Raw genomic sequence first — 21,926 nt, 5'->3', positions numbered from 1 at the left:
AAGCTTAGCCTGCTATCGGAGTTCGTGGATTGTGAATATCAGCGGTTTACTCGGCTAAACCGCTGATTTCTCGCAATATCTGTTTACGAATTAACGATTTATGCCGCAGCGGCTGAATCTGGCAGCGCGGAGGCCGGTAAACCGAACACGCGGTCGAACAGCCAGTTAAACGCGAATGTGTAGCACGGGATGAAAATGATCAACGCCAGATCGAGCAGAAATGCCTGCACCAGACTGATGTTCATCCACCAGGCAATCAACGGAATGAGGAATACGATCAACGTCAGTTGAAAACCGATGGCGTGGGCAATGCGTCGTTTCACGGTGCGGGTACGCGACGGTTGGCGACTTTCCCAATGCTCGAACATCGAGGTGTAGATGAAATTCCAGGTCACGGCGATCGTGGTGATGATCACCGCGAGTGGGCCGGTGCTGCCCGGGGACGTGCCGGACAGTAATGCCAGACCGAGGGCGGAGAAGGTCATGCCGATCACTTCATAAAGCGATACATAGACCAGTTTGCGTTTAACGCCTTGCATGGAGTTTTACCTCTTTTTTGCCATTTGTTGGCCAGCGGGGCTGGCGAAGGCGGCGAAAGATAGCTTCAATAGGCCTGACAGAAAAAGTCGGCTGCTTTCAGTTTTATTGATAGGTGTGCAAAGTGAATTTCAACAGCGACAGCATTGAGCTGTTTCTTGCGGTGATCGAGCGTGGCTCATTTTCCGCTGCGGCGCGCGCGTTAGGTCGCGTGCCCTCTGCAGTCAGCATGGGCATTGGCAATCTCGAGGCCGAACTCGGTTACTTGCTGTTCGACCGCAGCCATCGCGAGCCACAACCCACGGCAATGGCGCTGTCCCTGGTCCCCCATGCGCGGCTGATCGCCGAGCAATTGAAACAACTGCAAGTTCACGCGGTGGAGTTGTCATTGGGGCTGGAGAGCAAATTGTCGATTGGCGTGGTCGCGGACATCGACCGCCACCGTTTGCTGGCGGCGATCAAAGCGATTGCCGAGCGACATCCGCTGCTCGACATCGAAGTGCTCACCGCGCCGCAGGATGACGTGTTGGCGATGTTGCACAGTGGCCGGGTCAGCGTTTGCCTGGCGTTCGCCGGGCTTAGCATGAATGTGCTGGAGCGTTTTCAGTTCGTCGGCAACGAACGGATGATCGCCACGCTGGCGGCGGACAGTCCGTTGTTGCAGGGGCAGGATGTGTTTCTCGAAGATCTGGTGCAGGTGCGGCAGATCATCGTCGCCAGTCGCGACTTGCCCATCAGTGAGACACGCCCGCTGGTGGCGCAATCGTATTGGCGTACGGACAATCTCGAGACGGCCATGGAAATGGTCGAGGCGGGATTGGGCTGGGGCAATTTTCCGTTGTCGGTGGTGCAATCGCGACTGGACAGCGGACGACTGAAGCGCCTGAACTTCCGCAACATCGAAAACGGGTTGGTGATGCCGGTGCATGCGGTGTGGCTGAAGAGCCAGCCGCTACAGAAAGGCGCATTGGCCCTCGTAGACCTGCTTAGTCACTAGAGACGGTGGAGATCCAATGTGGGAGCGAGCAGGCTCGCTCCTACCGGGATTGTAATTCAACCTTGAATCTGTGGAAGGTCAGGTACTTTCGCGAATCTTCAGTTCGAAACCCATGTCTTCAACTGGACGGGCGACGCTGTTACCGGCCATCAACGTCAACATCTGCTCCGCCGCGCGCCGGCCAATCGCCTCACGCGGGGTGTTGATGCTGCTTAAACGCGGCACCATGTATTCGGACATCGGCAAGTCGTTGAAGCCCAGAATCGCCACTTGTTCGGGAATCCTGATGCCGCTGCGCAGCGCTTCGAGCAACGCCCCCTGAGCCAAATCGTCGTTGCCAAAGAAGATCGCATCGACGTCGGGGTGCGCCGCCAGCAACTGCAAAAACAGCTCGCCACCCAGGCCCACCGACGACGCGCGCGGCGTCAGCACTTCGAGATCCGGGTCGTAACGCCCGGCCTTCTGCAACGCTTTGCGAAAACCCTCACCGCGCAACAACGTCCGTTGATCCAGTTGCGCGCCGATGTACGCCAGACGCTTGCGCCCACGAGAGAGCAAATGTTCAGCCGCCGTTTCACCGGCACTCAACTGCGAAAACCCCACGCAATTCACGCCAGCCGCGCTGTCCAGTTCCATCATATAAACGCAGGGAATGTTGCTGGCCTCGATCATGCGCCGCGAACTTTCCGTGCGATCAAATCCGGTCAGCAAAAAGCCACGCGGCTGATAGGCCATGTAGTTGCGCAGCAGGTTTTCTTCTTCATCGCGGGAATAGTGGAAGTTGCCGATCAGCACTTCGAAGCCCTTGGGCGTGAGCACTCGATGAATGGCTTCCAGGGTATCGATGAACAGCAAGTTGGACAGTGAAGGCACTAACACGACGACAGAATGGCTCTGCGCCGAGGCTAAAGCGCGGGCGGCCGGGTTGACTACGTAGTTGAGTTCGAGGGCGGCTTTCTGGACTTTTTCCACCAGTTCGGTGGCGACCGTGCTGACCCCACGCAAGGCGCGGGAGGCGGTAATCGGGCTGACCCCGGCCAGGCGGGCAACTTCATTCAGGGTGGGACGGCCGGTGGTGCGGGTATTTTTATCGTTTTTAGGGGTGGTCATCGACGGCTTGCCAAACAAAAATCAAGGCACTAAGGTAGCGCTGTCCTGATGCAGCTGTAAATGCGTAAGCGAGGTCCTGCCTGATCTTCGCTTTTTGGCGTTGGGCGCAAACCTGCTGCAACCCAAAAAAACGACAAGAAGGCGTCGGCAACTTCTGCCTGTGCACTAGAGTCATAGCTAGCAAAGGTAGCGCTGTCTGCGCGCTGAGGTGTTATATGAGTCATCCCATCACCGCCCTGGTCATCATGGGCGTTGCCGGTTGCGGCAAGACGTGCGTCAGCGAGGCCCTGTGCCAATTGAGCGGCGCCACTGCCATTGAAGGCGATACTTTCCATCCGGCCGCGAACATCGAAAAGATGAGCGCGGGGATCCCCCTGAACGACGACGACCGTGCCGGCTGGCTCGACAGCCTGTGCGATGAACTGCGTCGCGTCGATGCATCGGGCAAACGCCCGGTGCTGACCTGCTCGGCCCTTAAACACAGTTATCGCGAAGTGTTGCGTAGCGCCTTGCCGGGCTTGGGCTTCGTGTTTCTTGAATTGACCCCTGAAGTCGCCGCTGAACGTGTGTCCCACCGTCCGGGCCACTTCATGCCGGCCACGTTGATCGAAAGCCAGTTCGCCACCCTCGAATCGCCGAAAGGCGAGCCGTTGACGTTGGCGTTGAATGCTTCGATCCACAACGTTGAAGAACTGGCGTCCCAGGCTCACGTCTGGTGGCAGGCCCACGGTCTGAAACAGGCGGTATGAGTGTGTTGAAAGAGATAGCGCTGTCCTCACGACTTCTGTTTAACCCGCTTTAATAACAACAACAATCCAGGAGACACCCCCAATGTTTGGCATGTCCCACGACGCGTTTCTGCTGCTTGATGCAGTGGTCACGGTGATCGGACTGATTGTCCTGATCACCAAGTTCAAGCTGCACCCGTTTATTTCCCTGACCATAGCCGCAGCCTTTCTCGGTCTGACCTCCGGTATGCCGATCGGCACCATCATCAAAGCGTTCCAGGACGGCTTCGGTGGCGTGCTCGGTTTTGTCGGCATCATCCTCGCGCTGGGCACCATGCTCGGCAAAATGATGGCCGAGTCGGGCGGGGCGGATCAGATCGCCCAGACCCTGATCCGTGCGTTCGGCAAGGACAAAGTCCAGTGGGCGATGATGTTCGCCGCGTTTCTGGTCGGGATTCCGCTGTTCTTCGAAATCGGTTTTGTTCTGCTGATTCCATTGGTGTTCATCGTTGCGCGCCGCACCGGCGTGTCGATCATCAAGATCGGTATCCCGTTGCTCGCCGGTCTGTCCGCCGTGCACGGTCTGGTGCCACCGCACCCGGGCCCGCTGCTGGCCATCGGCGTGTTTGGAGCGGACATCGGCAAGACCATTCTTTACGGTCTGATCGTTGCGCTGCCGACGGCAATCATTGCCGGTCCGATCTTCGGTACGTTCATCGCCAAGCACATTCCGGGTCATCCGAATCAGGAACTGGTCGATCAACTGGCCCGCGAAAACGATGACTCGGCGAACCTGCCGAGCTTCGGCATCACCCTGGTCACCGTGCTGCTGCCGGTGTTCCTGATGCTGCTGAAAACCTTCGCTGACGTGGCGCTGCCCGACGGTCACTTCTTCCGCACCTGGATGGACATGATCGGTCACCCGATCTCGGCACTGCTGCTGGCGTTGCTGCTGTCGCTGTACACCTTCGGGCACAAGCAGGGCATCGGTTCCCAGCAGATGCTCAAGTGGCTCGACGCGAGCCTGGCGCCAACCGCCGCGATCATCCTGATCATCGGTGCTGGCGGTGGCTTCAAGCAGATGCTGGTGACCAGTGGCGTGGGCGACGTGATCGGCCACATGGCGGTCAGCGCACAGATTTCGCCAATCCTGCTGGCATGGCTGGTGGCGGCGGTGATTCGTATCGCTACCGGTTCGGCGACTGTGGCGACCATTACTGGCGCGGGCATTGTGGTGCCGGTGGTGGGGATGATTCCGGGTGTTAACCGTGAGCTGCTGGTGCTCGCGACTGGCGCCGGTTCGTTGATCCTGTCCCACGTGAACGACGCTGGTTTCTGGCTGGTTAAGCAATACTTCAACATGACCGTAGCCGAGACGTTCAAAACCTGGACAGCGATGGAAACCATCCTGTCGGTGGTTGCGTTGGGCTTTATCCTGCTGTTGTCGCTGTTCGTTTAAGCGGCTTCTTGCAGACACAAAAAAACCGCAGCGATGCGGTTTTTTTGTGGGTGATCGTTCCCACGCGGAGCGTGGGAACGATCAGAGGTGGGTCAGTTATTTGGTAACTAATCCATCCGCCCGGAACATCCCGCGAATCCCGCGTACAGCCTGACGAATCCGGTCCTGGTTTTCGATCAGTGCAAAGCGCACGTGGTCATCACCGTACTCACCAAAACCCACTCCCGGAGAGACGCAGACCTTGGCCTCGGCCAGCAGTTTCTTGGCGAATTCCAGCGAGCCCAGATGCGCGTACTGCTCGGGAATCTTCGCCCAGACATACATCGAAGCTTTGGGATTCTCGACCATCCAGCCCAGTTCATGCAGGCCTTTCACCAGTACATTGCGACGCTGGCGATACTGCTCGGCGATGTCGCGCACGCACTGCTGATCGCCTTCCAGCGCCGCAATCGCCGCGACTTGCAGCGGAGTGAAGGTGCCGTAGTCGTGGTAACTCTTGATCCGCGCCAGAGCGTTGACCAGTTCCGGGTTACCGACCATGAAACCGATGCGCCAGCCCGCCATGTTGTAGCTCTTGGACAGGGTGAAAAACTCCACCGCGATGTCCTTGGCGCCGGGCACTTGCATGATCGATGGGGCTTTCCAGCCGTCATAAACGATATCGGCGTAGGCCAGATCGTGAATCACCAACACGTCGTACTGCTTGGCGAGGGCGATCACTCGTTCGAAGAAATCCAGCTCAACGCATTGCGCGGTCGGGTTCGACGGGAAGCCGAGGATCATCATTTTCGGCTTCGGAATCGAGCCACGAATCGCCCGTTCCAACTCATCGAAGAAGTCCACGCCGGGCACCAGCGGCACCGAACGCACCTGGGCGCCGGCAATCACCGCACCGTAGATGTGAATCGGGTAGCTCGGGTTCGGCACCAGTACGGTGTCGCCCTGATCGAGGGTGGCCAGCATCAAATGCGCCAGGCCTTCCTTTGAACCGATGGTGACGATGGCTTCGCTTTCCGGGTCGATGTCGACCTCGTAGCGTTGCTTGTACCAGTTGGAAATCGCCCGGCGCAGACGCGGAATACCCTTGGATGTGGAGTAACCGTGGGTGTCTTCGCGTTGGGCGACTTGCACGAGTTTTTCGACAATGTGCGGCGGCGTGGCCCCGTCGGGGTTGCCCATGCTCAAGTCGATGATGTCTTCACCACGACGACGCGCGGCCATCTTCAGCTCGGCGGTGATGTTGAAAACGTAAGGGGGGAGTCGATCTATGCGCGCAAAGCGGCGCGGCGAACCTTGTTCAGCCATTGTTGCCTCGGATAACGTAAGCGCCCGGAACCGTCCGAGCGACGCTGGTCACTGCGGTGACCTGTGGCGGAAGATAAGGTCAGTGATGGCATACTGTCCAGCCCGTTTGTAAACAATTTTGTCCCAAGGAAATCGGTAGATGGAATTCACCAGCGGCTTCTTGCTGAGCCTTTCGCTGTGCCTGGATATCGGCGTGGCCAACATCGCGATGATCACACTGGCGATGCAGCGCGGTTACTTTCAGGGCTTTGCTCTGGGCCTCGGCACCTGCGTCGGCGACCTGATTTACGCGGTGCTGGCGCTGGCCGGCATGACCGTTTTGCTGCAATACGAAACTGTACGCTGGGTGCTGTGGATCGGCGGTTCTGTGCTGCTGATCTACTTTGCAGCGAAGATGATTTACTCGGCGATCCATCACGAAGCGCAACTGGCGGCGACCGCCGAGGTGGGGCAGAACTCCCATCGCAAGGAGTTCTTCCGAGGGATTTTCCTCGCCATGTCGTCGCCAAGTGCGATTCTCTGGTTTGCCGCGGTGGGCGGTACGTTGATCGCCCGTTCCGGTGGCGGTGGACCGGTGAGTTCAGCGCTGTTTCTTGGTGGTTTTGTGTGCGCCGGGCTGCTGTGGTCGGCGGGTCTATGCTTCGCCGCCAGCCATGGTGGCAAGCTGCTCGGCGACAAGCTGTTGCGCTATTCCTACATGGCATCTGCAGCGATCTTCTGCTATTTCGCGGTTTACGTGATCGTCTCTGGCTACAACGAATTCGTCGGTTCCGGTGCCGTCGAGCAGTTGCACGCGCTGTAACCGTGCGAAACGGGTTTGGCTTTCTATACTCCCAGCCGAACCCCTTTTTTTTGTGCCAGGAGTCGCGTCATGGATGAGCAAACACGCCTCGAAGTCGCTGAGCCTCGCTTCGAACATGGACACTTCCTGCTGATTGCAGGTTTTCGTGGACGATTTACTCAAGACACTGCCAAGGACATCCCGGCGTTGTGGGAAAAGTTCTTGCCGCACTTGGGGAAGATACAGGGACAAAAAAACGAAGTGACCTACGGCGTCTGCAGCAACTTCGACGGCAAGGGTGGTTTCGATTACATCGCCGGGGTGGAAATCAGCAAGCTCGATGACCTCGACCAGAAGGTCTATCAGTGGGTCGAAGTGCTGCCGCGCCAGTACGCGGTGTTTGAACATCAAGGGCCACTCGATCAGCTGCCGCAAACCCTGCAATACATCTACAAAACCTGGTTGCCGACCTCTCACTACGTGGAGCTGAACGCCCCGGAGCTGGAGCGTTACAGCGCGGATTTCAATCCACGCCTGCACACCGGCAAACTGGAAATCTGCGTGCCGGTCGATAGCAAAAGCTGAGTCAGCGATAAAGAGGCGGAGCAATGATCCGCCTCTTTCGTTTGTGGCCTCTGCGGATCGATATGCCCCCTCGATTCCTTTATGCTTTCGGCACTTTCTTCTGCTGATTGTCGAGCTGCCATGAACACCACTATCCGTAACGTCACCGCCGCCGACCTGGATCGCTGCTACGCCATCGAAAGCGTTGCCTACGAAGGCGATGAAGCGGCCACACGTGAAAAAATCGCCACGCGCATCGCCACCTGGCCGGAAGGCTTTGTCGTGGCGGAAGTGGATGGTGTGGTGGCGGGGTTCGTCAATTCGGGCGCGGCGTTTGATGTGCAGATGTCCGACGAGGCGTTCAAGGAACTGATCGGCCATGACCCGAAAGGGCCGAATGTGGTGATCATGTCAGTGGTGGTGCACCCGGACTATCAAGGGCAGGGCTTGGCCAAGCGTTTGATGGGTGAGTTCATCGAGCGCATGCGCGGGATGGATAAAGCGACGATTCATCTGATGTGCAAAGAAAAACACATCCCGCTGTATGCCGGGTTTGGCTTTGCCTACATCAAACCGTCCGAGTCGGATCATGGCGGCATGGCCTGGCACGAGATGATCCTGACTCTCTGACCCCAAACACCGATTAAACCTGTACTGATCGTTCCCACGCTCCGCGTGGGAATGCAGCCGGGGACGCTTCGCGTCCCCAAGTCGTGACGCAGAGCGTCACAGGAGACATTCCCACGCGGAGCATGGGAACGATCATCTGCAGGAGTGTCAGTAAAGGGTGTCGGTGACCCGTTTCGGCGCTTCCCGGTCGTAGGTTTCGGCATCGAGCATCCCTCGATGCCTTAGAAAACCAGGCCCATGCGCCGTTCGAAACCGATCCGGCCCTTGTACGCTTCGCCGCTGTCGACATAGCCGTGTTTGGCATACAACGCGATGGCCGCGTCGTTATCCGCGTCCACCGACAATTCCAGTCCTTTGATCTCCGGCCACGCCTGACGCGCGACCTCGGGCAGCGCCCGCAGGCACGCTTTGCCGTAACCCTTGCCCTGCGCGCGGCGATCAACCTGCAGCGCATGCAAAGTGGCGCTGTGCTCATTAGCCCAGGCCGGCAACACCGGCGGGCGTTTGAGCAGCAGAAACGCCACCGGCACTTCATCCGCCAGCAGCGCAAACCCCTTCACGCCGGGGCCGGGTTTCGACAGCAGCGTGTGCAAGGCACCATGGATATCGCCAGAGAACTTGATCTGCTCGGCATGGATTTCAATCGCTTCGACTTGCTCACGCTGCAAAGCGTTGAGTCTGTCGTACGGCACGAGTTGGGCTGACACGGGAATTTCCTTTTTCCTACAAAGGTGAGTCTCGGATTCTAGCGATTTTGTCTTCTGCGGAAATTTTTTGTTTCGTCTGTCGATCTGCCCGTTCGCCGAGCGACTAAAGGTGTCTTCACAACAAAAACCACGGAGAACCCCATGAGCGCAGACACTGAAATCCAGACCCTGATCAACACCTACCGCGACGCCGTCATGACCAAGGACGTGGAGAAAGTCATGGCGCTGTACGCCGACGACATCGTCTCGTTCGACGCGATCAAGGCCCTGCAATTCAAAGGCAAACCCGCCTACCGCGAGCACTGGGTCGCGTGCATGGAAATGTGCCCCGGCCCGCACATCTTCGAATTCCACGAAATCGCCATCGAAAGCACCGACAACATCGCCTTCGCCCATTGGGTCGCCAACTGCGGCGGCACCAACGACAAGGGTGAAACCCAGAGCTGCTGGATGCGCGTCACCGCCTGCTATCGCCAGGTCGGTGGGGCCTGGAAGATCGCCCACGAACACTGGTCCGCCCCGTTCGATCCGATGAGCGGCGCGACCCTGTTTGATGTGACTCCCTGATCTTCAGCCATAGTTGAACCGTCCGAATCAGGAGAACGCCATGAAGTATTTATGCCTGGTCTACAGCGACGAGCGCCTGCTGCATTCATCGCCCGACAGCCCGGAAGACGCCGAGTGCTGGGCCTACGCCGAGTCGATTCAGGGCAGCGGCCGGATGGTGGCCGCCGAGGCGCTTGAGTCGGTGCAGACCGCCACCACCGTGCGCATGCGCAACGGCAAACTGTCGATCACCGATGGCCCGTTCGCTGAAACCAAGGAACAACTGGCGGGTTTCTATCTGATCGACGCCAAAGACCTCAACGAAGCGATCCAGGTCGCCGGCAATATCCCGGCGGCGCGGGTCGGCAGCGTTGAAGTGCGTCCGGTGCGGCAGTTGAATGTCTGAGGTCCGGGCGCGGGTCGAGCAGGTCTATCGCGAAGACTCGCGGCGGATTCTGGCGACGCTGATTCGCCTACTCGGAGATTTCGACCTCGCCGAAGAAGCCTTGCACGAGGCGTTCTTCGTCGCGGTCGAGCGCTGGCAACGCGACGGCGTACCGGACAATCCGCGCACTTGGCTGGTGTCGACCGGGCGCTTCAAGGCGATTGATGTGTTGCGCCGCCGTGCGCGGTTCAAGGCCTCGCAGCCGATGCTGGTGGCGCAACTGGAAGAACTCGAACAGGCCGACTGGAGTGGCGAAGACGTGGAAGACGATCGTCTGCGGCTGATCTTCACCTGTTGTCACCCGGCGCTGGCGGCGGACGCGCAAGTGCCGCTGACCTTGCGCGAAGTCTGCGACCTGAGCACCGAGGAAATCGCCCGCGCCTTTCTCTGCGCACCGGCGGCGATTGCCCAACGCATCGTGCGCGCGAAAGCCAAGATCCGTGACGCGAAAATCCCTTATCAAGTGCCGAGCCTCAGCGAATTGCCCGAACGCCTCGACAGCGTGTTGCGGGTGATTTATCTGGTGTTCAACGAAGGCTATTCGGCGTCGGTCGGGGCTGAGTTGACCCGAGAAGATCTCACCCGCGAGGCGATCCGGCTCGGCAGATTGTTGATGGAGTTGTTGCCGGAACCTGAAGTCATGGGGCTGTTGGCGATGATGCTGTTGCACGAATCGCGACGCTCGGCGCGCACTTCGCCGGACGGTGAACTGGTGCTGCTGGATGATCAGGATCGCACGCGTTGGGATGCCGGGTTGATTGCTGAAGGCTGTGCGCTGGTCGAACGTGCACTGACCACGCGGCGCTTCGGCCCGTACTGTTTGCAGGCGGCGATTGCGGCGGTTCATGCTGAGGCGCCAACGGCGGCGGAGACGGATTGGCAGCAGATCGTTGGTTTGTACGACGTGCTGTTGCGCGCGGTGCCGTCGCCGGTAATCGAGCTGAATCGAGCGGTGGCGGTGGCCAAACGTGATGGGGCATTGGCCGGGTTGAATCTGATTGAAGGGATTTTGGCGCGGGGGGAATTGCAGGATTACCACTTGGCGCATTCGGCGCGGGCGGAGTTTTGTCGGCAGTTGGGTCGGGTGGAGGAGGCGAGGGCGGCGTATGTGCGGGCCTTGGAATTGACACGGCAAGAGCCGGAGCGGCGGTTTATCGAGGGGCGGTTGAGCAAGTTGGGTTGAGCTGAAATCTTCGCTGGCACTGCCGGCCTCTTCGCGAGCAGGCTCGCTCCCACCTTTGGAATGCATTTCTCTGTGGGAGCGAGCCTGCTCGCGAATGGGGTCACCGCCTATTCCAGCATTTTGCTCAACAACCAACTCCCCGCCGGCCCCGGCGGATACAGCCGCGACCACAAGGCATCGACAAACACAGGTTTCGGCCAGCCACGCACGTTCAATTCCACCAGCAAGTCATTGCCGAAACGCTGCGCCAGCCAGCGCGGCAACGGCGCCCAGCCGAAACCTTTCTCGGCCATTTCCAGCAGCATCAGATAACTCGGCGCCGACCACACCCGGCCTTTGCCACGGCTGTCGTACGGATTGACGATGGTCGCCAGACGCAATTCTCGATGTTGCTCAAGGATGTGCTGATCGACGTGATCAAGCTTGGCCAACGCGTGGTCGCGATTAACAAACAAAGCAATTTCCGTGCGTTCGGCCACCGTCGAGGTCGCCAGATCCGGCGGATAGTTCTCCTGCATTTCGGCGAAGGCCAGATGCGCGCGACCGCGCTGCACCAGTTCGATCAAGTCGTCGCATTCGGCGATCAGGCATTCCAGCTCCATATCCGGATAGCGCTGCTCAAAATCCACCAACGCCGCTTCGAAACGATACGACTGATAAGTGTCGGAAATCGCCACGGTCAGTTTCGGCTCAACGCCTTGCGACAACTGCCGCGCGGTCATTTCCAGGCGACTGCTGGCGGCGAGAATCGCTTCGGCCCGTTGCAGCATGACGTGGCCGGCCGGGGTCAGTGTGGGTTTGCGGCTGCTGCGGTCGAACAGCACCAGATCCAGATCGATCTCCAGACTGGCCACCGCCGCGCTGATTGTCGACTGACTGCGCCCCAACTTGCGCGCCGCCGCGGAAAACGAGCCTTGCGTGGCCGCCTGCACGAATGCCAACAGCACTTCCTGAGAAATCATCAACTATCGCCTTGATCGATGGTTATTGATTATGAAGTATCGGTTTGAGGCTAGATCATGGCAACCATCTTCACTCAAGGAGTCTGGTCATGACGGCCAACAAATCCCTCACCGAACGTATTTTTCAAGCGGTTGGTTTCGAACTGCTGGCCATCCTGATCTGCACGCCGTTGCTGGCGTGGATCATGCAAAAACCGATGCTGGAAATGGGCGCGGTGACCGTGTTGATCGCGCTGCTGGCGCTGGCCTGGAACGTGGTGTTCAACCGCTTCTTCGACCGCACCCTTGAGCGCCTGAATGTCGCGCACAACGCCTGGGTGCGAGTGGTGCATGCGCTGCTGTTCGAAGGCGGATTGATCGTGATGGGCGTGCCGCTGATTGCCTGGTGGTTGTCGGTCAGCCTGTGGCAGGCGTTCTTGCTCGATATCGGCGTGTTGCTGTTCTTCCTGCCGTACACCTACGTGTATCACTGGGGGTATGACGTGGTGCGTGAGCGCGTGATGATGCGCAATGCGTGTCAGGGTTAAACAAAACAATCGCAGCCCGTGAAGGCTGCGATTTTTCGTGCGCGGAATTTACAGGAACATGCCGCCGGAGGCTTCGACGCGTTGGCCATTGATCCATTTCGCTCCCGGCGAAAGCAACAGCGCCAGCGCCCCGCCAATATCATCCGGCTGACCGGCGCGACCCAGCGCGGTGTTGTCGGCGACCATCGCATTGACCGCCGCATTGTCGCGGACGGTGCCGCCACCAAAATCAGTTTCAATCGCGCCCGGCGCCAAGGTGTTAACGGCAATCTGCCGTGCACCGAGTTCTTTCGCCTGATAGCGGGTCAGCACTTCAATCGCGCCTTTCATCGCTGCATAGGCGCTGGCACCCGGGATGGTGAAACGCGCGAGACCGCTAGAAATGTTGATGATGCGGCCGCCGTCGTTAATCAGCGGCAACAGTTGCTGGGTCAGGAAGAACGGCCCTTTGAAATGCACGTTCATCAGCATGTCGAATTGCTCGACGCTGGTCTCGGTGAAGCTCACATGCAGACCGACCCCGGCATTGTTGATCAGAAAATCGAAGCGCTGGCGGTCGAAAGTTTGCCGTAACGCTTGCTCAACCCGAGTACCGAAGTCGGCAAAGCTCTCGCTGCGGCCCACATCCAGTTGCAGCATCACGGCTTTGGCGCCGAGTTTTTCCAGTTCCACGACCAGCGCCTGCGCTTCATCGGCGCGGCTGTGGTAAGTGCCGATGATGTCGACGCCTTGAGCGGCGAGGTGCAGGGCGGCGTTCTTGCCCAGGCCACGGCTGGCGCCAGTGATCAATACGATTTTGCGATTCATGCAGGCTTCCTCGATTGCGGTGAGTGGTGATGGGACTTAGTGTATTTATCCGCCCGGAGGTGATAAACAGACTGAAATCGGAATCACTGATCGGCTCAGCCGAACAATCGAAGGCCTGCCATGAACAAACTGGAACTGCTGCGCACCTTCGTCCGCGTCAGCGAACTGTCGAGTTTTACCCTCGCCGGAGAAAGCCTCGGCTTGCCACGCTCCACCGTGTCCGAACATGTTCAAGCGCTGGAAACCTTGCTCGGCACGCGCCTGTTGCAACGCACCACGCGCAAGGTGCAAGCAACCCAGGATGGCCTGGTGCTTTACGAACGCAGCAAGGACTTGCTCTCGCACATGGACGAGATCGAAGGCCTGTTCCGCCAGGACGAGGCGTCGTTGACCGGGCGCATTCGTGTCGACATGCCGAACATTCTCGCGCGGCGTCTGGTCATGCCGCGCCTGCCGCAATTCATGGATCGCCATCCGAATCTTGAGCTGGAAATCAGCAGCACCGACCGCCGGGTCGATCTGCTCAGCGAGGGTTTCGATTGCGTGGTGCGCATCGGCGCGCAGCCGGATCAATCGGTGGTGGCGCGACACCTGGGCGATTTCCCGATGATCAACTGCGCCAGCCCGGCGTACCTCGAACGCTATGGCGTGCCGCAAACGCTCGAAGATCTGGCGCAGCATCGGCTGGTGCATTACGTCGGCGTGCTCGGCTCGCGGTCGGAAGGCTTTGTGTACGAGGAGGGCGGGCAGGTGAAACGCTTGCCGATGGCGGGCAGCATCACGGTCAACAGCACCGATGCTTATGAGTCGGCGTGTCTGGGCGGGTTTGGTCTGACGCAAGTGCCGCGCACCGGGATGCAGCCGCACCTGGAAAATGGTGAGTTGGTCACGGTGTTGCCGCAATTTACGGCGCCGGCGATGGGGATTTCATTGCTCTATGCGCGGCAACGGCATTTGCCGTTGCGGGTCAGGGTATTTATGGATTGGCTCGGCGATTTGATTCGCTCTGCGCTCTGAACCTGAACGCAAAACCAATGTGGGAGCGAGCCTGCTCGCGATGGGGGCGTGTCAGTCAGTGCTGAGTTGACTGATCCAGCGCTTTCGCGAGCAGGCTCGCTCCCACAAGGGGAATTGCGGAGGGTCAGAAAATCTGGGTGAACAACCAGTAGAGGCTGCCGGACAGCAGGATAGCGGCGGGCAACGTCAGCACCCACGCCATCAGCAGATTGCGGATGGTCTTCATCTGCAATCCACCGCCATTGGCAACCATGGTCCCCGCCACACCCGACGACAACACATGGGTCGTCGACACCGGCAAACCGAACATGTCTGCCGCACCGATGGTCAGCATCGCCACAGTTTCCGCCGACGCACCTTGCGCGTAAGTCAGGTGGGTCTTGCCGATCTTCTCGCCGACCGTCACCACAATCCGCTTCCAGCCGACCATGGTGCCCAGCCCCAGCGCGATGGCCACGGCGATCTTCACCCACAGCGGAATGAACCGCGTGGCGTTGTCGATCTGTTGCTTGAACAGTTGCAGCTTGCTGCTGGTGTCGGCGTCGAAATTGCCGACCTTGTTCTTGTCCATCAAGCGAATGCTTTCGCTGGCGAGGTACATGTCGTTACGCACGTTGCCCATGGCTTCGGCTGGGACTTTCGCCAACGAGCCGTAGCCCCTGACTTCTTCGCCGATGTGCCCGGTGAGGGCGGCGAGGGCGGGGATCAGTTGCGGCGTGGCTTCCTTGCTGCGCACGTAATCGGAAAGAATCGGTCGCGGATCGGCGGGTGCCGGCAGCGGTGAACTTTTCACCAGCGCTTGCTGAGTGACTTGCGCCACAGCGGCGAACTGCAGCGATTGTTCTTCGGGCATGGTGCGGTTCAAGGCGTACGCCATCGGCAACGTGCCGACCAGAATCAGCATGATCAGGCCCATGCCTTTCTGCCCGTCGTTGGAACCGTGGGCGAAGGACACGCCGGTGCAAGTGGCGATCAGCAAACCGCGAATCCACCACGGCGGTGGGGTGTTGCCTTGCGGGGCTTTATACAGCGAGCGATTCTTCACGAAGGTACGCAGCGCCAGCAGCAACAGCGCCGCACAACCGAAACCCACCAGCGGTGAGAGCAGCAGCGCGTAACCGATCTTGGTCGCCTGCGCCCAATCGACACCGCTGGTGCCGTCGCGGCCATGCATCAAGGCATTGGCGACGCCGACGCCGATGATCGAACCGATCAGCGTGTGCGAAGACGACGCCGGCAAACCCAGCCACCAAGTGCCGAGGTTCCACAGGATCGCGGCGATCAGCAGAGCGAAAATCATCGCGAAACCGGCAGACGATCCGACCTGCAGAATCAACTCCACCGGCAGCAACGCGATGATGCCGAACGCCACCGCACCGCTGGAAAGCAACACACCGAGAAAGTTGAAGAAACCCGACCAGACCACCGCGACATTCGGCGGCAGCGAGTGGGTGTAAATAACTGTCGCGACGGCGTTGGCGGTGTCGTGGAAGCCGTTGACGAATTCGAAGCCCAAGGCAATCAACAGCGCCACGCCGAGCAGCAGGAACGGTGTCCAAGTGGTCACCACCGTGCCGAGTTCGTGCATGTCGTGCATCAGGCTGTAGGCGGTAAACAGCATCCCCATCGCCAACACCGCGAAGAAAATCACGTAGGTGAACGGGCCGGTTTTCTTGTCCAGCGCCGGCCTGCCGCTGGCGGCGGAGGCGGGGCTGGCGGTCAGGGAGGGAGTAGCCATGAGCGGACAATCCTCAGCGAGGGAAGGAATGTCGCCCATGATCATTGCAGAATGTTACAGAGAGACTGCGGCAGATCAGTGTTTGGATGAATAGCCCAACCGTCGGTCTCCTGCTCGTTCCCACGCTCCGCGTGGGAATGCCGCCCGGGACGCTCCGCGTCCCTGTGACGCAGAGCGTGGAAACGAGCGTGTGGGGACGTCAGTAATCCCCGCGCTTACGAAACGCCCACCGCCCGGCAATCACGGTGAACGTCGCCACCAGCGCCACCAAAATCCAGAACCCTTCCGGATCCTGCGACAACGGCACGCCGCCCACATTCATCCCGAAAAAACCGGCAATGATGTTGATCGGCAGCGCCAGCACCGTCACCACCGTCAGGGTAAACAGCGTGCGGTTGCTTTGTTCGTTGAGGTTGGCGGCGATCTCTTCCTGGAGCAGTTTGATCCGCTCACCCAGCGCCGTGAGGTCGTTGATGATCAGCGCAAATTCCTCGGTGGATTTGCGCAGTTCCTTGACGTCTTCCTTCTGCAACCACGGCGGCGGACGATTGAGCAGGCGCAGCAGCGACCCCGGCTCCAGCGCCAATAGCCGTTGCAAGCGCACCAGTACCCGCCGATTAGCGCCGAGTTCAGCGCGGTTGGTCGACAGCCGTGAGGAGAGCAATTCGTCCTCGATCTGATCAACGCTCAGGCTGGTCTTGCGCACAATCTGCGTGAGCACTTCACCCTGATCCCGCAGCAAATGCACCAGCAGTTCCGACGGCGAACGAAAGCGCTCGCCGGCCTTCACCGACGAGCGCAATTTGTCCACCGAATGCAGCGGTTGCAAACGCGCGCTGACGATCAGTTTGCTGCGCACGCACACCCACAGCGTCGACACGTCCGACGAGACCATGCTGCTGAGGTTGAACACCACATCGTTGACCACCGCCAGCAACGCCGAATCGACATGCTCGATGCGCGTCGAACGCGAGCCTTCGTGCAGCGCTTCGAAGAATTCTTCGGGCAATTGCAGATGGCTTTTCATCCAGCGCTCGCACGCCGCGTGCGCAAGATTGAGGTGCAGCCAGAGGAATTCGCCATTGTCATTGTCGTCCTGCAAACAGCGCAACGCCGTGGCCGAATCGACTTCGCGACCGCGTTCGCCGGGCAGAAAACGAAAGCCGTAGAGCAAGCCAAACAGGTCAGGATCGCGATGGCTGATATCGAGGCTGTGGTTCATGGCGGCTCGCTGCGAGGAGGGCGTGGTGCGGGGTTTACAGATTCACCTGAGCGGCATCATCGCAACGTCACATGACGTTTGTGTGACAGCAAAATGACGTCAAATCAGAGCTTTACCGATGGTCGGGAGATTCTCAAGAAGTGCTCTGGCGCGCCGATCACAGGTGAGTTAGCTTGCGCGCCACTGGCCTTGAGCCAAGGTTCGCCGACAGGGAAGTCTGGCCACTTTTTCACGCTCGTTTTGGGCGTGCCTCATCCCTGTCATGAGTACCTGCGATGCTGCAAAAATCCCTGAGAGCGCAAATTCTCGCCCTGCTGAGCGGCAGTCTGTTGGCGATGCTGTTGATCGCGCTGGCCTGTTTTCATTTCCTGTCCAACGGCGTGCAAAGCTACAGCCAGTTGATCGCCGGCCCGTTGCACACCTCGCAACTGATCGACGAAGCCAACCTGCAATTCAAGGTGCAGGTGCAGGAATGGAAAAACGTTCTGTTGCGCGGCAAGCAACCGGCGGATCTGAGCAAGTATTGGGGGCAGTTCGAGGATCGTCAGCGCGACGTGCAAAACATCCTCGGCGAGTTGGCCGGCCAGAAAGGCATCGAGCCGAGCCTGAAATCGCGCATCGAACGGCTGCGTGATGAGCATCGTCAACTCGGTTCTGCCTACCAGAAGGGGCGCGATGCCTATGTCGCTGCCGGTGGTGATCCGACGGCGGGCGACTTGGCGGTCAAAGGCGTCGATCGGGCTACCAGTGATCAGATGAGCGAACTGGTTGCCGAGTTGCGCAAACAGGGCACCGAGCAGTCGGCGTTGATCAGCGCTGACGCCGACCGCACCGTGTTGTTCGGTCTGCTGGTGATGCTCGCGTCTGGGGTGGTGATTGGCTTGCTGAGCCTATGGCTGGTCAATCGCAGCTTGGTCGAGCCGATCCGCAAACTGATTGATTACGTCACTCAGTTGAGTCGCGGAAAACTGGCCGAGCGCGTGGTCAGCGACCGTCAGGACGAGCTGGGCAACCTCGCCGCCGCCGCCAACACCTTGCGTGATTTCCTTGCCGAAACCTTCACCCGTTTGCAGCGCAGCGCCAGTGATCTGGACAGCGCCAGCGGCGAGTTGAACGCGATCGCCACGACCATGGCCGGCGGCACCAACGAGCAGTTCAACCGCACCGATCAGGTGGCCACCGCGATGAACGAAATGTCCGCCACCGCCCAGGAAGTGGCGCGTCACGCCGCCGATGCCGCACGAGCTGCCGACGATGCCGACCAGTCCGCCCAACAGGGTGAGAAAGTCATGCAGAGCACCATCCACTCGATCACCCAGATGCGCGGCGAAATCGCCAACACCGCCACCGTTATCCGTCGTCTGGAAGCGGACAGTGGCCGCATCGGTAAAGTGCTGGAAGTTATTCGTGGCATCGCTGAACAGACCAATCTGCTGGCGCTCAACGCCGCGATTGAAGCGGCGCGCGCCGGTGAGGCCGGACGTGGTTTTGCCGTGGTTGCCGATGAAGTGCGCAATTTGGCCCAACGTACCGCCGAGTCGATCATCGAGATCAACCAGATCATTCAGAACGTGCAGACCGGTGCGGTGGATGCTGCGCAAGCCATCGAAAGCGGGCAGTCGCGCAGCGATGAAAGCGTCGAGCAAGTGACCCAGGCCGGGGCGATGCTGGAGCGCATCACTCACGCGGTGGAGGCGATTCGCGACATGAACCGTCAGATCGCCACCGCTGCCGAAGAGCAGACCTCGGTGGCCGAGGACATCTCGCGCAACCTGACCGAGATCACCTCGATTGCCAGCACTAATCTCGACAACGTGCAGCGCACCGAAAGCGCCAGCCAGAATCTGCACGGTCTGTCCGGGCAACTCAACGAAGTCACTGCGCGCCTGAGTGCGTGACGGAGCCGATGTGTACCGGTTCGGATACCGAGTCGGTACACAGTCGATCTCAAATTGAAGCGACTGTGGTCGATGACCGGTTATCTATAACCGGCATTGGAGCCTTTCCATGGTCAGCATCACTTCTGTTTCGATCAATCAGACCGTCACCACACCGACCAGCAAAACCGCGATCACCGATGTCGGTGACGACACTTCTACCAGCGCAACTGCCGGCACTGGCACGAGCGCTGACACCAGCAAAGTCGCGGCGGGTGGTGGTGCGGCGCCGGCGGGCGATAGCAGCTCCAGCAGCAGTGAGGAATCGGATTCGGTGAAGGAGCTGCGCAAGCAGATTGCCGAGCTGCAGAAGCAATTGCAGGAAGAACAGCAAGCGCTGCAGGCGGCTCAGGCCAAACAGGAAAGCTCGAATGCCAAAGCGACTGAAGTAGCGGCGGCGCAAGCGCAGATCACCGCCACCTCGGCGTCGCTGTCGACCGCTACTGCCTCGCTGTTGCAGGCGCTGCAGGATTCGGATTCGAGCACCGCCGGCTCACTGGTCAGCACCTCGGCGTAAGCCCCAACGCAATCTCCTACAAGGATTTCAGTCAGGCATGAAAAAGCCGCACGACCTTTCAATCGTGCGGCTTTTGCTGGTGCGGGCAATCAAGTGTCTTGCTTGTTGCTCAGCACTTTGCCGGTGGTGGCATCGAAGTCCACGTCGAACTCTTTGCCGTCAGCGGTCTTGAGTTCAACTTCGTACTCGTAACCGTTGAAGTGGTTATCGATGTCGGTGTCAGTGATGGTCGCACCCGGATGCAGTTTCAAGGCTTCGGCGTTCATCGACTCCAGCGACTTGATCTTGCCTTCCTTGACCAGTTGCGGAACCTGGTCGATACGCACATCGGCTTGGGCCAGGCCAGCGGTGAGGGTCAGGGCAGCAGCAGTAAACAGGGCAGTCAAAGTTTTCATCGGTTCGTTCCTTGGGTGACTCGTTTAAGTGGCCTCAGGTTAACCAGCGCAACTTAACTCACCCTTAAAACTTTGCACCGCCAGCAAACTGCCCTCGCTCGCCGATCAGAAGCCGTTGTTCTTCAACACTTGATCAACACTGGTAGATGCCGGGCGTTTATAGAACTTCAACAGTTCGCTGGCGCGGTTGGTGAAGATGCCGTCGACACCGGCGGCCATGACCTTCTCGAAGTCCACTGGCTCGTCAACGGTATAAACGTGCACCAGCATGCCCTGATCGTGGGTGTACTTGTTCATCCACGGTTGCACCAGATCCGAATAGCTCTGATCGCCGTCGTGGGTCAGCTTCGCCGAAGGACCGGTACCGACGGCACCCTGAGCCTTGGCGTAATCCACCCACTGCTTGAATTCAGCTTCGGATTTTGGCTCTTGTTTACCGTAGAACACGTTCTTGTCCTTCTCGCCGGACTCGGCAAACGTCACTTTCGATTTCGGTTCGATGCTGCCGGCGCCCACCCACAGCAGGAGGATCTTCGGCACCTGCGGCATCTCTTTTTGCAGCAGTTCGAGGCTGTTTTTCTCGAAGGTCTGCAGGATCACCTTGCCTTTGCCCTGACCGACACCCAGCGCACTTTTCGCCAGCTTCGAACCGGCCGGGCTGAGCCAACCGCGATCCTGCAGTTTTTCTTTCAGATCATGTTCGATGCCCGGGAACAGTTGCGGCTCTTTGGTCTCGATGTACAGGCCTGGCTTGTGTTGCGGATTGGCCTGGGCGATGTCGATGATTTCATCGAGGGTCAGAATTTTCAGCCCCGCGTAGGACGGGCGCGCGCGATCCGGGTATTTGCTGTTGAACCAGCTGCCGGCGTCGAGGGTTTTCAGTTCGGCCATGGTGAACGCCGTGGCCGGGCTGTCCTTGCGCTCTGGGAACTTGGTCGCGACGTCAGTGGTGCGTTGCAGGTTGTCGTCGTGCAGGGCGAAGAGCACGCCGTCCTTGCTGCGCTGCAAATCCATTTCCAGATAGTCCGCGCCCAGATCGCGCGCCAGTTTGTAGGAGGCCGCCGTCGATTCAGGTGCATCGAACGACGCGCCACGGTGGGCGATCACTGCCGGATGCGGAATGCCATGCGCCGCAGCGACGGCGTCGGGATCGGTCTGAGTGGCGGCGTGCGCCTGACCGAGGCCGAGCAGCAGGCTCAGGACCAGAGCGCTTTTGGTGAAAGTGGCGGGCATGTTCGAATTCCTTTCGCGGGGCATTTTCAAAGACGTACCTTTTAGCAACTGAATCGATTGCGTGCTATCGCCAGACCGACATAAACGTATTAAAAGCGAATTTTCCTACGCTTTTGTGGCGCCGTTTGCAGTACGCTTGCCCTCGGCAGACGTCCCGGCAGAGGGCGCGCCGCTCAGTTGCCCTGCGTGTAAACCATCGATCCTTTTTCGTGAGGTTTACCATGCGCATCACCTCCCAACTCATCTGCCAGGCGGCCGACGACCTCAAGGGTTTTGTCGGCCTCAATCGCAAGACCGGTCAGTACATCGTGCGTTTCAGCGAAGATTCGTTCGGCATGGACGTGGCCGATGACGGCATTATTCCTGTGAATGAATTCGTCTGGGCGCCAGCGACGGCGCAGACCATGACGCTTAAACGCGAGTTGATTCAGTTGTTGCTGGATCAGCATATCGATGACCGGCTCAACATCACCGAGCCGTTGCGGGTGTACATGAGTAAGGTTGAAGTGCCGGAGATTGAGGCGGTGCGGAATTTGGTTCGCGGCTGAGGTTTTGTAGTGACAGTTCGGGCCTCTTCGC

The 21,926-nt window shown here is 59.2% G+C and carries 24 protein-coding genes; 14 read left to right on the top strand and 10 right to left on the bottom strand.

Annotated elements, in window-relative coordinates; all coding sequences use genetic code 11:
* Positions 1-98: 98 nt before the first annotated feature.
* Positions 99-539, bottom strand: coding sequence for a PACE efflux transporter (locus ACQ4OE_RS19755; RefSeq protein ID WP_122589504.1), 441 nt, complete (start codon positions 537-539; stop codon positions 99-101).
* A 122-nt stretch (positions 540-661) separates the two neighbouring features.
* Between ACQ4OE_RS19755 and ACQ4OE_RS19750 the strand changes: the two genes are divergently transcribed.
* Entirely contained in the window at positions 662-1,534 is an 873-nt protein-coding gene (locus ACQ4OE_RS19750; protein ID WP_430947634.1) for a LysR family transcriptional regulator, read from the top strand.
* A 78-nt stretch (positions 1,535-1,612) separates the two neighbouring features.
* Here ACQ4OE_RS19750 and ACQ4OE_RS19745 read toward each other — a convergent pair whose 3' ends face one another.
* Positions 1,613-2,644 carry a LacI family DNA-binding transcriptional regulator gene (locus tag ACQ4OE_RS19745; RefSeq protein WP_122590060.1) on the bottom strand — a complete coding sequence of 344 codons (1,032 nt, stop codon included), beginning with the start codon at positions 2,642-2,644 and terminating at the stop codon, positions 1,613-1,615.
* Positions 2,645-2,859: 215 nt separating this feature from the next.
* Between ACQ4OE_RS19745 and ACQ4OE_RS19740 the strand changes: the two genes are divergently transcribed.
* Both ACQ4OE_RS19740 and ACQ4OE_RS19735 read left to right on the top strand, forming a co-directional pair.
* A complete protein-coding gene (locus ACQ4OE_RS19740; RefSeq protein WP_430947633.1) occupies positions 2,860-3,393 on the top strand; it encodes a gluconokinase in 534 nt (177 codons plus the stop codon).
* An 82-nt stretch (positions 3,394-3,475) separates the two neighbouring features.
* Entirely contained in the window at positions 3,476-4,831 is a 1,356-nt protein-coding gene (locus ACQ4OE_RS19735; RefSeq protein WP_430947632.1) for a GntP family permease, read from the top strand.
* Between the two features lie 96 nt (positions 4,832-4,927).
* On the opposite strand, the gene alaC is transcribed toward ACQ4OE_RS19735, so the two are convergent.
* Positions 4,928-6,136, bottom strand: coding sequence for an alanine transaminase (gene alaC / locus ACQ4OE_RS19730; protein WP_430947631.1), 1,209 nt, complete (start codon positions 6,134-6,136; stop codon positions 4,928-4,930).
* 139 nt (positions 6,137-6,275) lie between these two features.
* Between alaC and ACQ4OE_RS19725 the strand changes: the two genes are divergently transcribed.
* The 3 genes from ACQ4OE_RS19725 (at position 6,276) to ACQ4OE_RS19715 (ending at position 8,111) form a co-directional block, all read left to right on the top strand.
* Entirely contained in the window at positions 6,276-6,938 is a 663-nt protein-coding gene (locus ACQ4OE_RS19725; protein WP_122589496.1) for a LysE family transporter, read from the top strand.
* A gap of 69 nt (positions 6,939-7,007) precedes the next feature.
* Positions 7,008-7,502, top strand: coding sequence for a GyrI-like domain-containing protein (locus ACQ4OE_RS19720; RefSeq protein ID WP_430947630.1), 495 nt, complete (start codon positions 7,008-7,010; stop codon positions 7,500-7,502).
* 120 nt (positions 7,503-7,622) lie between these two features.
* Positions 7,623-8,111 carry a GNAT family N-acetyltransferase gene (locus tag ACQ4OE_RS19715; RefSeq protein WP_430947629.1) on the top strand — a complete coding sequence of 163 codons (489 nt, stop codon included), beginning with the start codon at positions 7,623-7,625 and terminating at the stop codon, positions 8,109-8,111.
* A gap of 221 nt (positions 8,112-8,332) precedes the next feature.
* On the opposite strand, the gene ACQ4OE_RS19710 is transcribed toward ACQ4OE_RS19715, so the two are convergent.
* On the bottom strand, positions 8,333-8,818 hold the full coding sequence (locus ACQ4OE_RS19710; protein ID WP_430947628.1) for a GNAT family N-acetyltransferase: 486 nt from the start codon (positions 8,816-8,818) through the stop codon (positions 8,333-8,335).
* 141 nt (positions 8,819-8,959) lie between these two features.
* On the opposite strand from ACQ4OE_RS19710, the gene ACQ4OE_RS19705 reads away from it, so the two are divergent.
* The 3 genes from ACQ4OE_RS19705 to ACQ4OE_RS19695 are packed head-to-tail and all read left to right on the top strand — an operon-like array spanning position 8,960 to position 10,992.
* Complete coding sequence (locus ACQ4OE_RS19705) at positions 8,960-9,385, top strand: YybH family protein (RefSeq protein WP_430947627.1); 426 nt, start codon at positions 8,960-8,962, stop codon at positions 9,383-9,385.
* A 40-nt stretch (positions 9,386-9,425) separates the two neighbouring features.
* Positions 9,426-9,770: a YciI family protein gene (locus ACQ4OE_RS19700; protein ID WP_008081988.1), complete on the top strand. Its 345-nt coding sequence runs from the start codon at positions 9,426-9,428 to the stop codon at positions 9,768-9,770.
* Entirely contained in the window at positions 9,763-10,992 is a 1,230-nt protein-coding gene (locus ACQ4OE_RS19695; protein ID WP_430947626.1) for an RNA polymerase sigma factor, read from the top strand. The genes ACQ4OE_RS19700 and ACQ4OE_RS19695 overlap by 8 nt, the downstream gene beginning before the upstream one ends.
* A gap of 107 nt (positions 10,993-11,099) precedes the next feature.
* On the opposite strand, the gene ACQ4OE_RS19690 is transcribed toward ACQ4OE_RS19695, so the two are convergent.
* The gene (locus tag ACQ4OE_RS19690) at positions 11,100-11,954 is read right to left on the bottom strand and encodes a LysR family transcriptional regulator (RefSeq protein WP_430947625.1); all 855 of its coding nucleotides are present in this window, start codon (positions 11,952-11,954) and stop codon (positions 11,100-11,102) included.
* Between the two features lie 89 nt (positions 11,955-12,043).
* Here ACQ4OE_RS19690 and ACQ4OE_RS19685 point away from each other — a divergent pair, with 89 nt between their 5' ends.
* A complete protein-coding gene (locus ACQ4OE_RS19685; protein WP_122589485.1) occupies positions 12,044-12,481 on the top strand; it encodes a multidrug/biocide efflux PACE transporter in 438 nt (145 codons plus the stop codon).
* 48 nt (positions 12,482-12,529) lie between these two features.
* On the opposite strand, the gene ACQ4OE_RS19680 is transcribed toward ACQ4OE_RS19685, so the two are convergent.
* Positions 12,530-13,288 carry an SDR family NAD(P)-dependent oxidoreductase gene (locus ACQ4OE_RS19680; RefSeq protein ID WP_430947624.1) on the bottom strand — a complete coding sequence of 253 codons (759 nt, stop codon included), beginning with the start codon at positions 13,286-13,288 and terminating at the stop codon, positions 12,530-12,532.
* Between the two features lie 120 nt (positions 13,289-13,408).
* Between ACQ4OE_RS19680 and ACQ4OE_RS19675 the strand changes: the two genes are divergently transcribed.
* Positions 13,409-14,305, top strand: coding sequence for a LysR family transcriptional regulator (locus tag ACQ4OE_RS19675; protein ID WP_430947623.1), 897 nt, complete (start codon positions 13,409-13,411; stop codon positions 14,303-14,305).
* Positions 14,306-14,429: 124 nt separating this feature from the next.
* On the opposite strand, the gene ACQ4OE_RS19670 is transcribed toward ACQ4OE_RS19675, so the two are convergent.
* Together ACQ4OE_RS19670 and ACQ4OE_RS19665 are read right to left on the bottom strand one after the other, a co-directional pair.
* Positions 14,430-16,043 carry an inorganic phosphate transporter gene (locus tag ACQ4OE_RS19670; RefSeq protein ID WP_430947622.1) on the bottom strand — a complete coding sequence of 538 codons (1,614 nt, stop codon included), beginning with the start codon at positions 16,041-16,043 and terminating at the stop codon, positions 14,430-14,432.
* Between the two features lie 199 nt (positions 16,044-16,242).
* A complete protein-coding gene (locus ACQ4OE_RS19665; RefSeq protein WP_122589478.1) occupies positions 16,243-17,265 on the bottom strand; it encodes a transporter in 1,023 nt (340 codons plus the stop codon).
* Between the two features lie 275 nt (positions 17,266-17,540).
* Here ACQ4OE_RS19665 and ACQ4OE_RS19660 point away from each other — a divergent pair, with 275 nt between their 5' ends.
* Together ACQ4OE_RS19660 and ACQ4OE_RS19655 are read left to right on the top strand one after the other, a co-directional pair.
* On the top strand, positions 17,541-19,163 hold the full coding sequence (locus tag ACQ4OE_RS19660; RefSeq protein WP_430947621.1) for a methyl-accepting chemotaxis protein: 1,623 nt from the start codon (positions 17,541-17,543) through the stop codon (positions 19,161-19,163).
* A 109-nt stretch (positions 19,164-19,272) separates the two neighbouring features.
* Entirely contained in the window at positions 19,273-19,719 is a 447-nt protein-coding gene (locus tag ACQ4OE_RS19655) for a hypothetical protein (RefSeq protein ID WP_430947620.1), read from the top strand.
* 89 nt (positions 19,720-19,808) lie between these two features.
* On the opposite strand, the gene ACQ4OE_RS19650 is transcribed toward ACQ4OE_RS19655, so the two are convergent.
* Entirely contained in the window at positions 19,809-20,114 is a 306-nt protein-coding gene (locus tag ACQ4OE_RS19650) for a PepSY domain-containing protein (protein ID WP_430947619.1), read from the bottom strand.
* Positions 20,115-20,219: 105 nt separating this feature from the next.
* Positions 20,220-21,347: a glycerophosphodiester phosphodiesterase gene (locus tag ACQ4OE_RS19645; RefSeq protein ID WP_430947618.1), complete on the bottom strand. Its 1,128-nt coding sequence runs from the start codon at positions 21,345-21,347 to the stop codon at positions 20,220-20,222.
* A 221-nt stretch (positions 21,348-21,568) separates the two neighbouring features.
* Between ACQ4OE_RS19645 and ACQ4OE_RS19640 the strand changes: the two genes are divergently transcribed.
* Positions 21,569-21,895 carry a DUF2025 family protein gene (locus ACQ4OE_RS19640; protein ID WP_430947617.1) on the top strand — a complete coding sequence of 109 codons (327 nt, stop codon included), beginning with the start codon at positions 21,569-21,571 and terminating at the stop codon, positions 21,893-21,895.
* The last annotated feature ends 31 nt before the right edge of the window (positions 21,896-21,926 follow it).

The organism is Pseudomonas sp. WC2 (assembly GCF_050586545.1).
GTDB lineage: Bacteria > Pseudomonadota > Gammaproteobacteria > Pseudomonadales > Pseudomonadaceae > Aquipseudomonas.
Note: the sequence above shows the minus strand (reverse complement) of the source record. Positions and strands in the feature narration are given on the sequence as shown.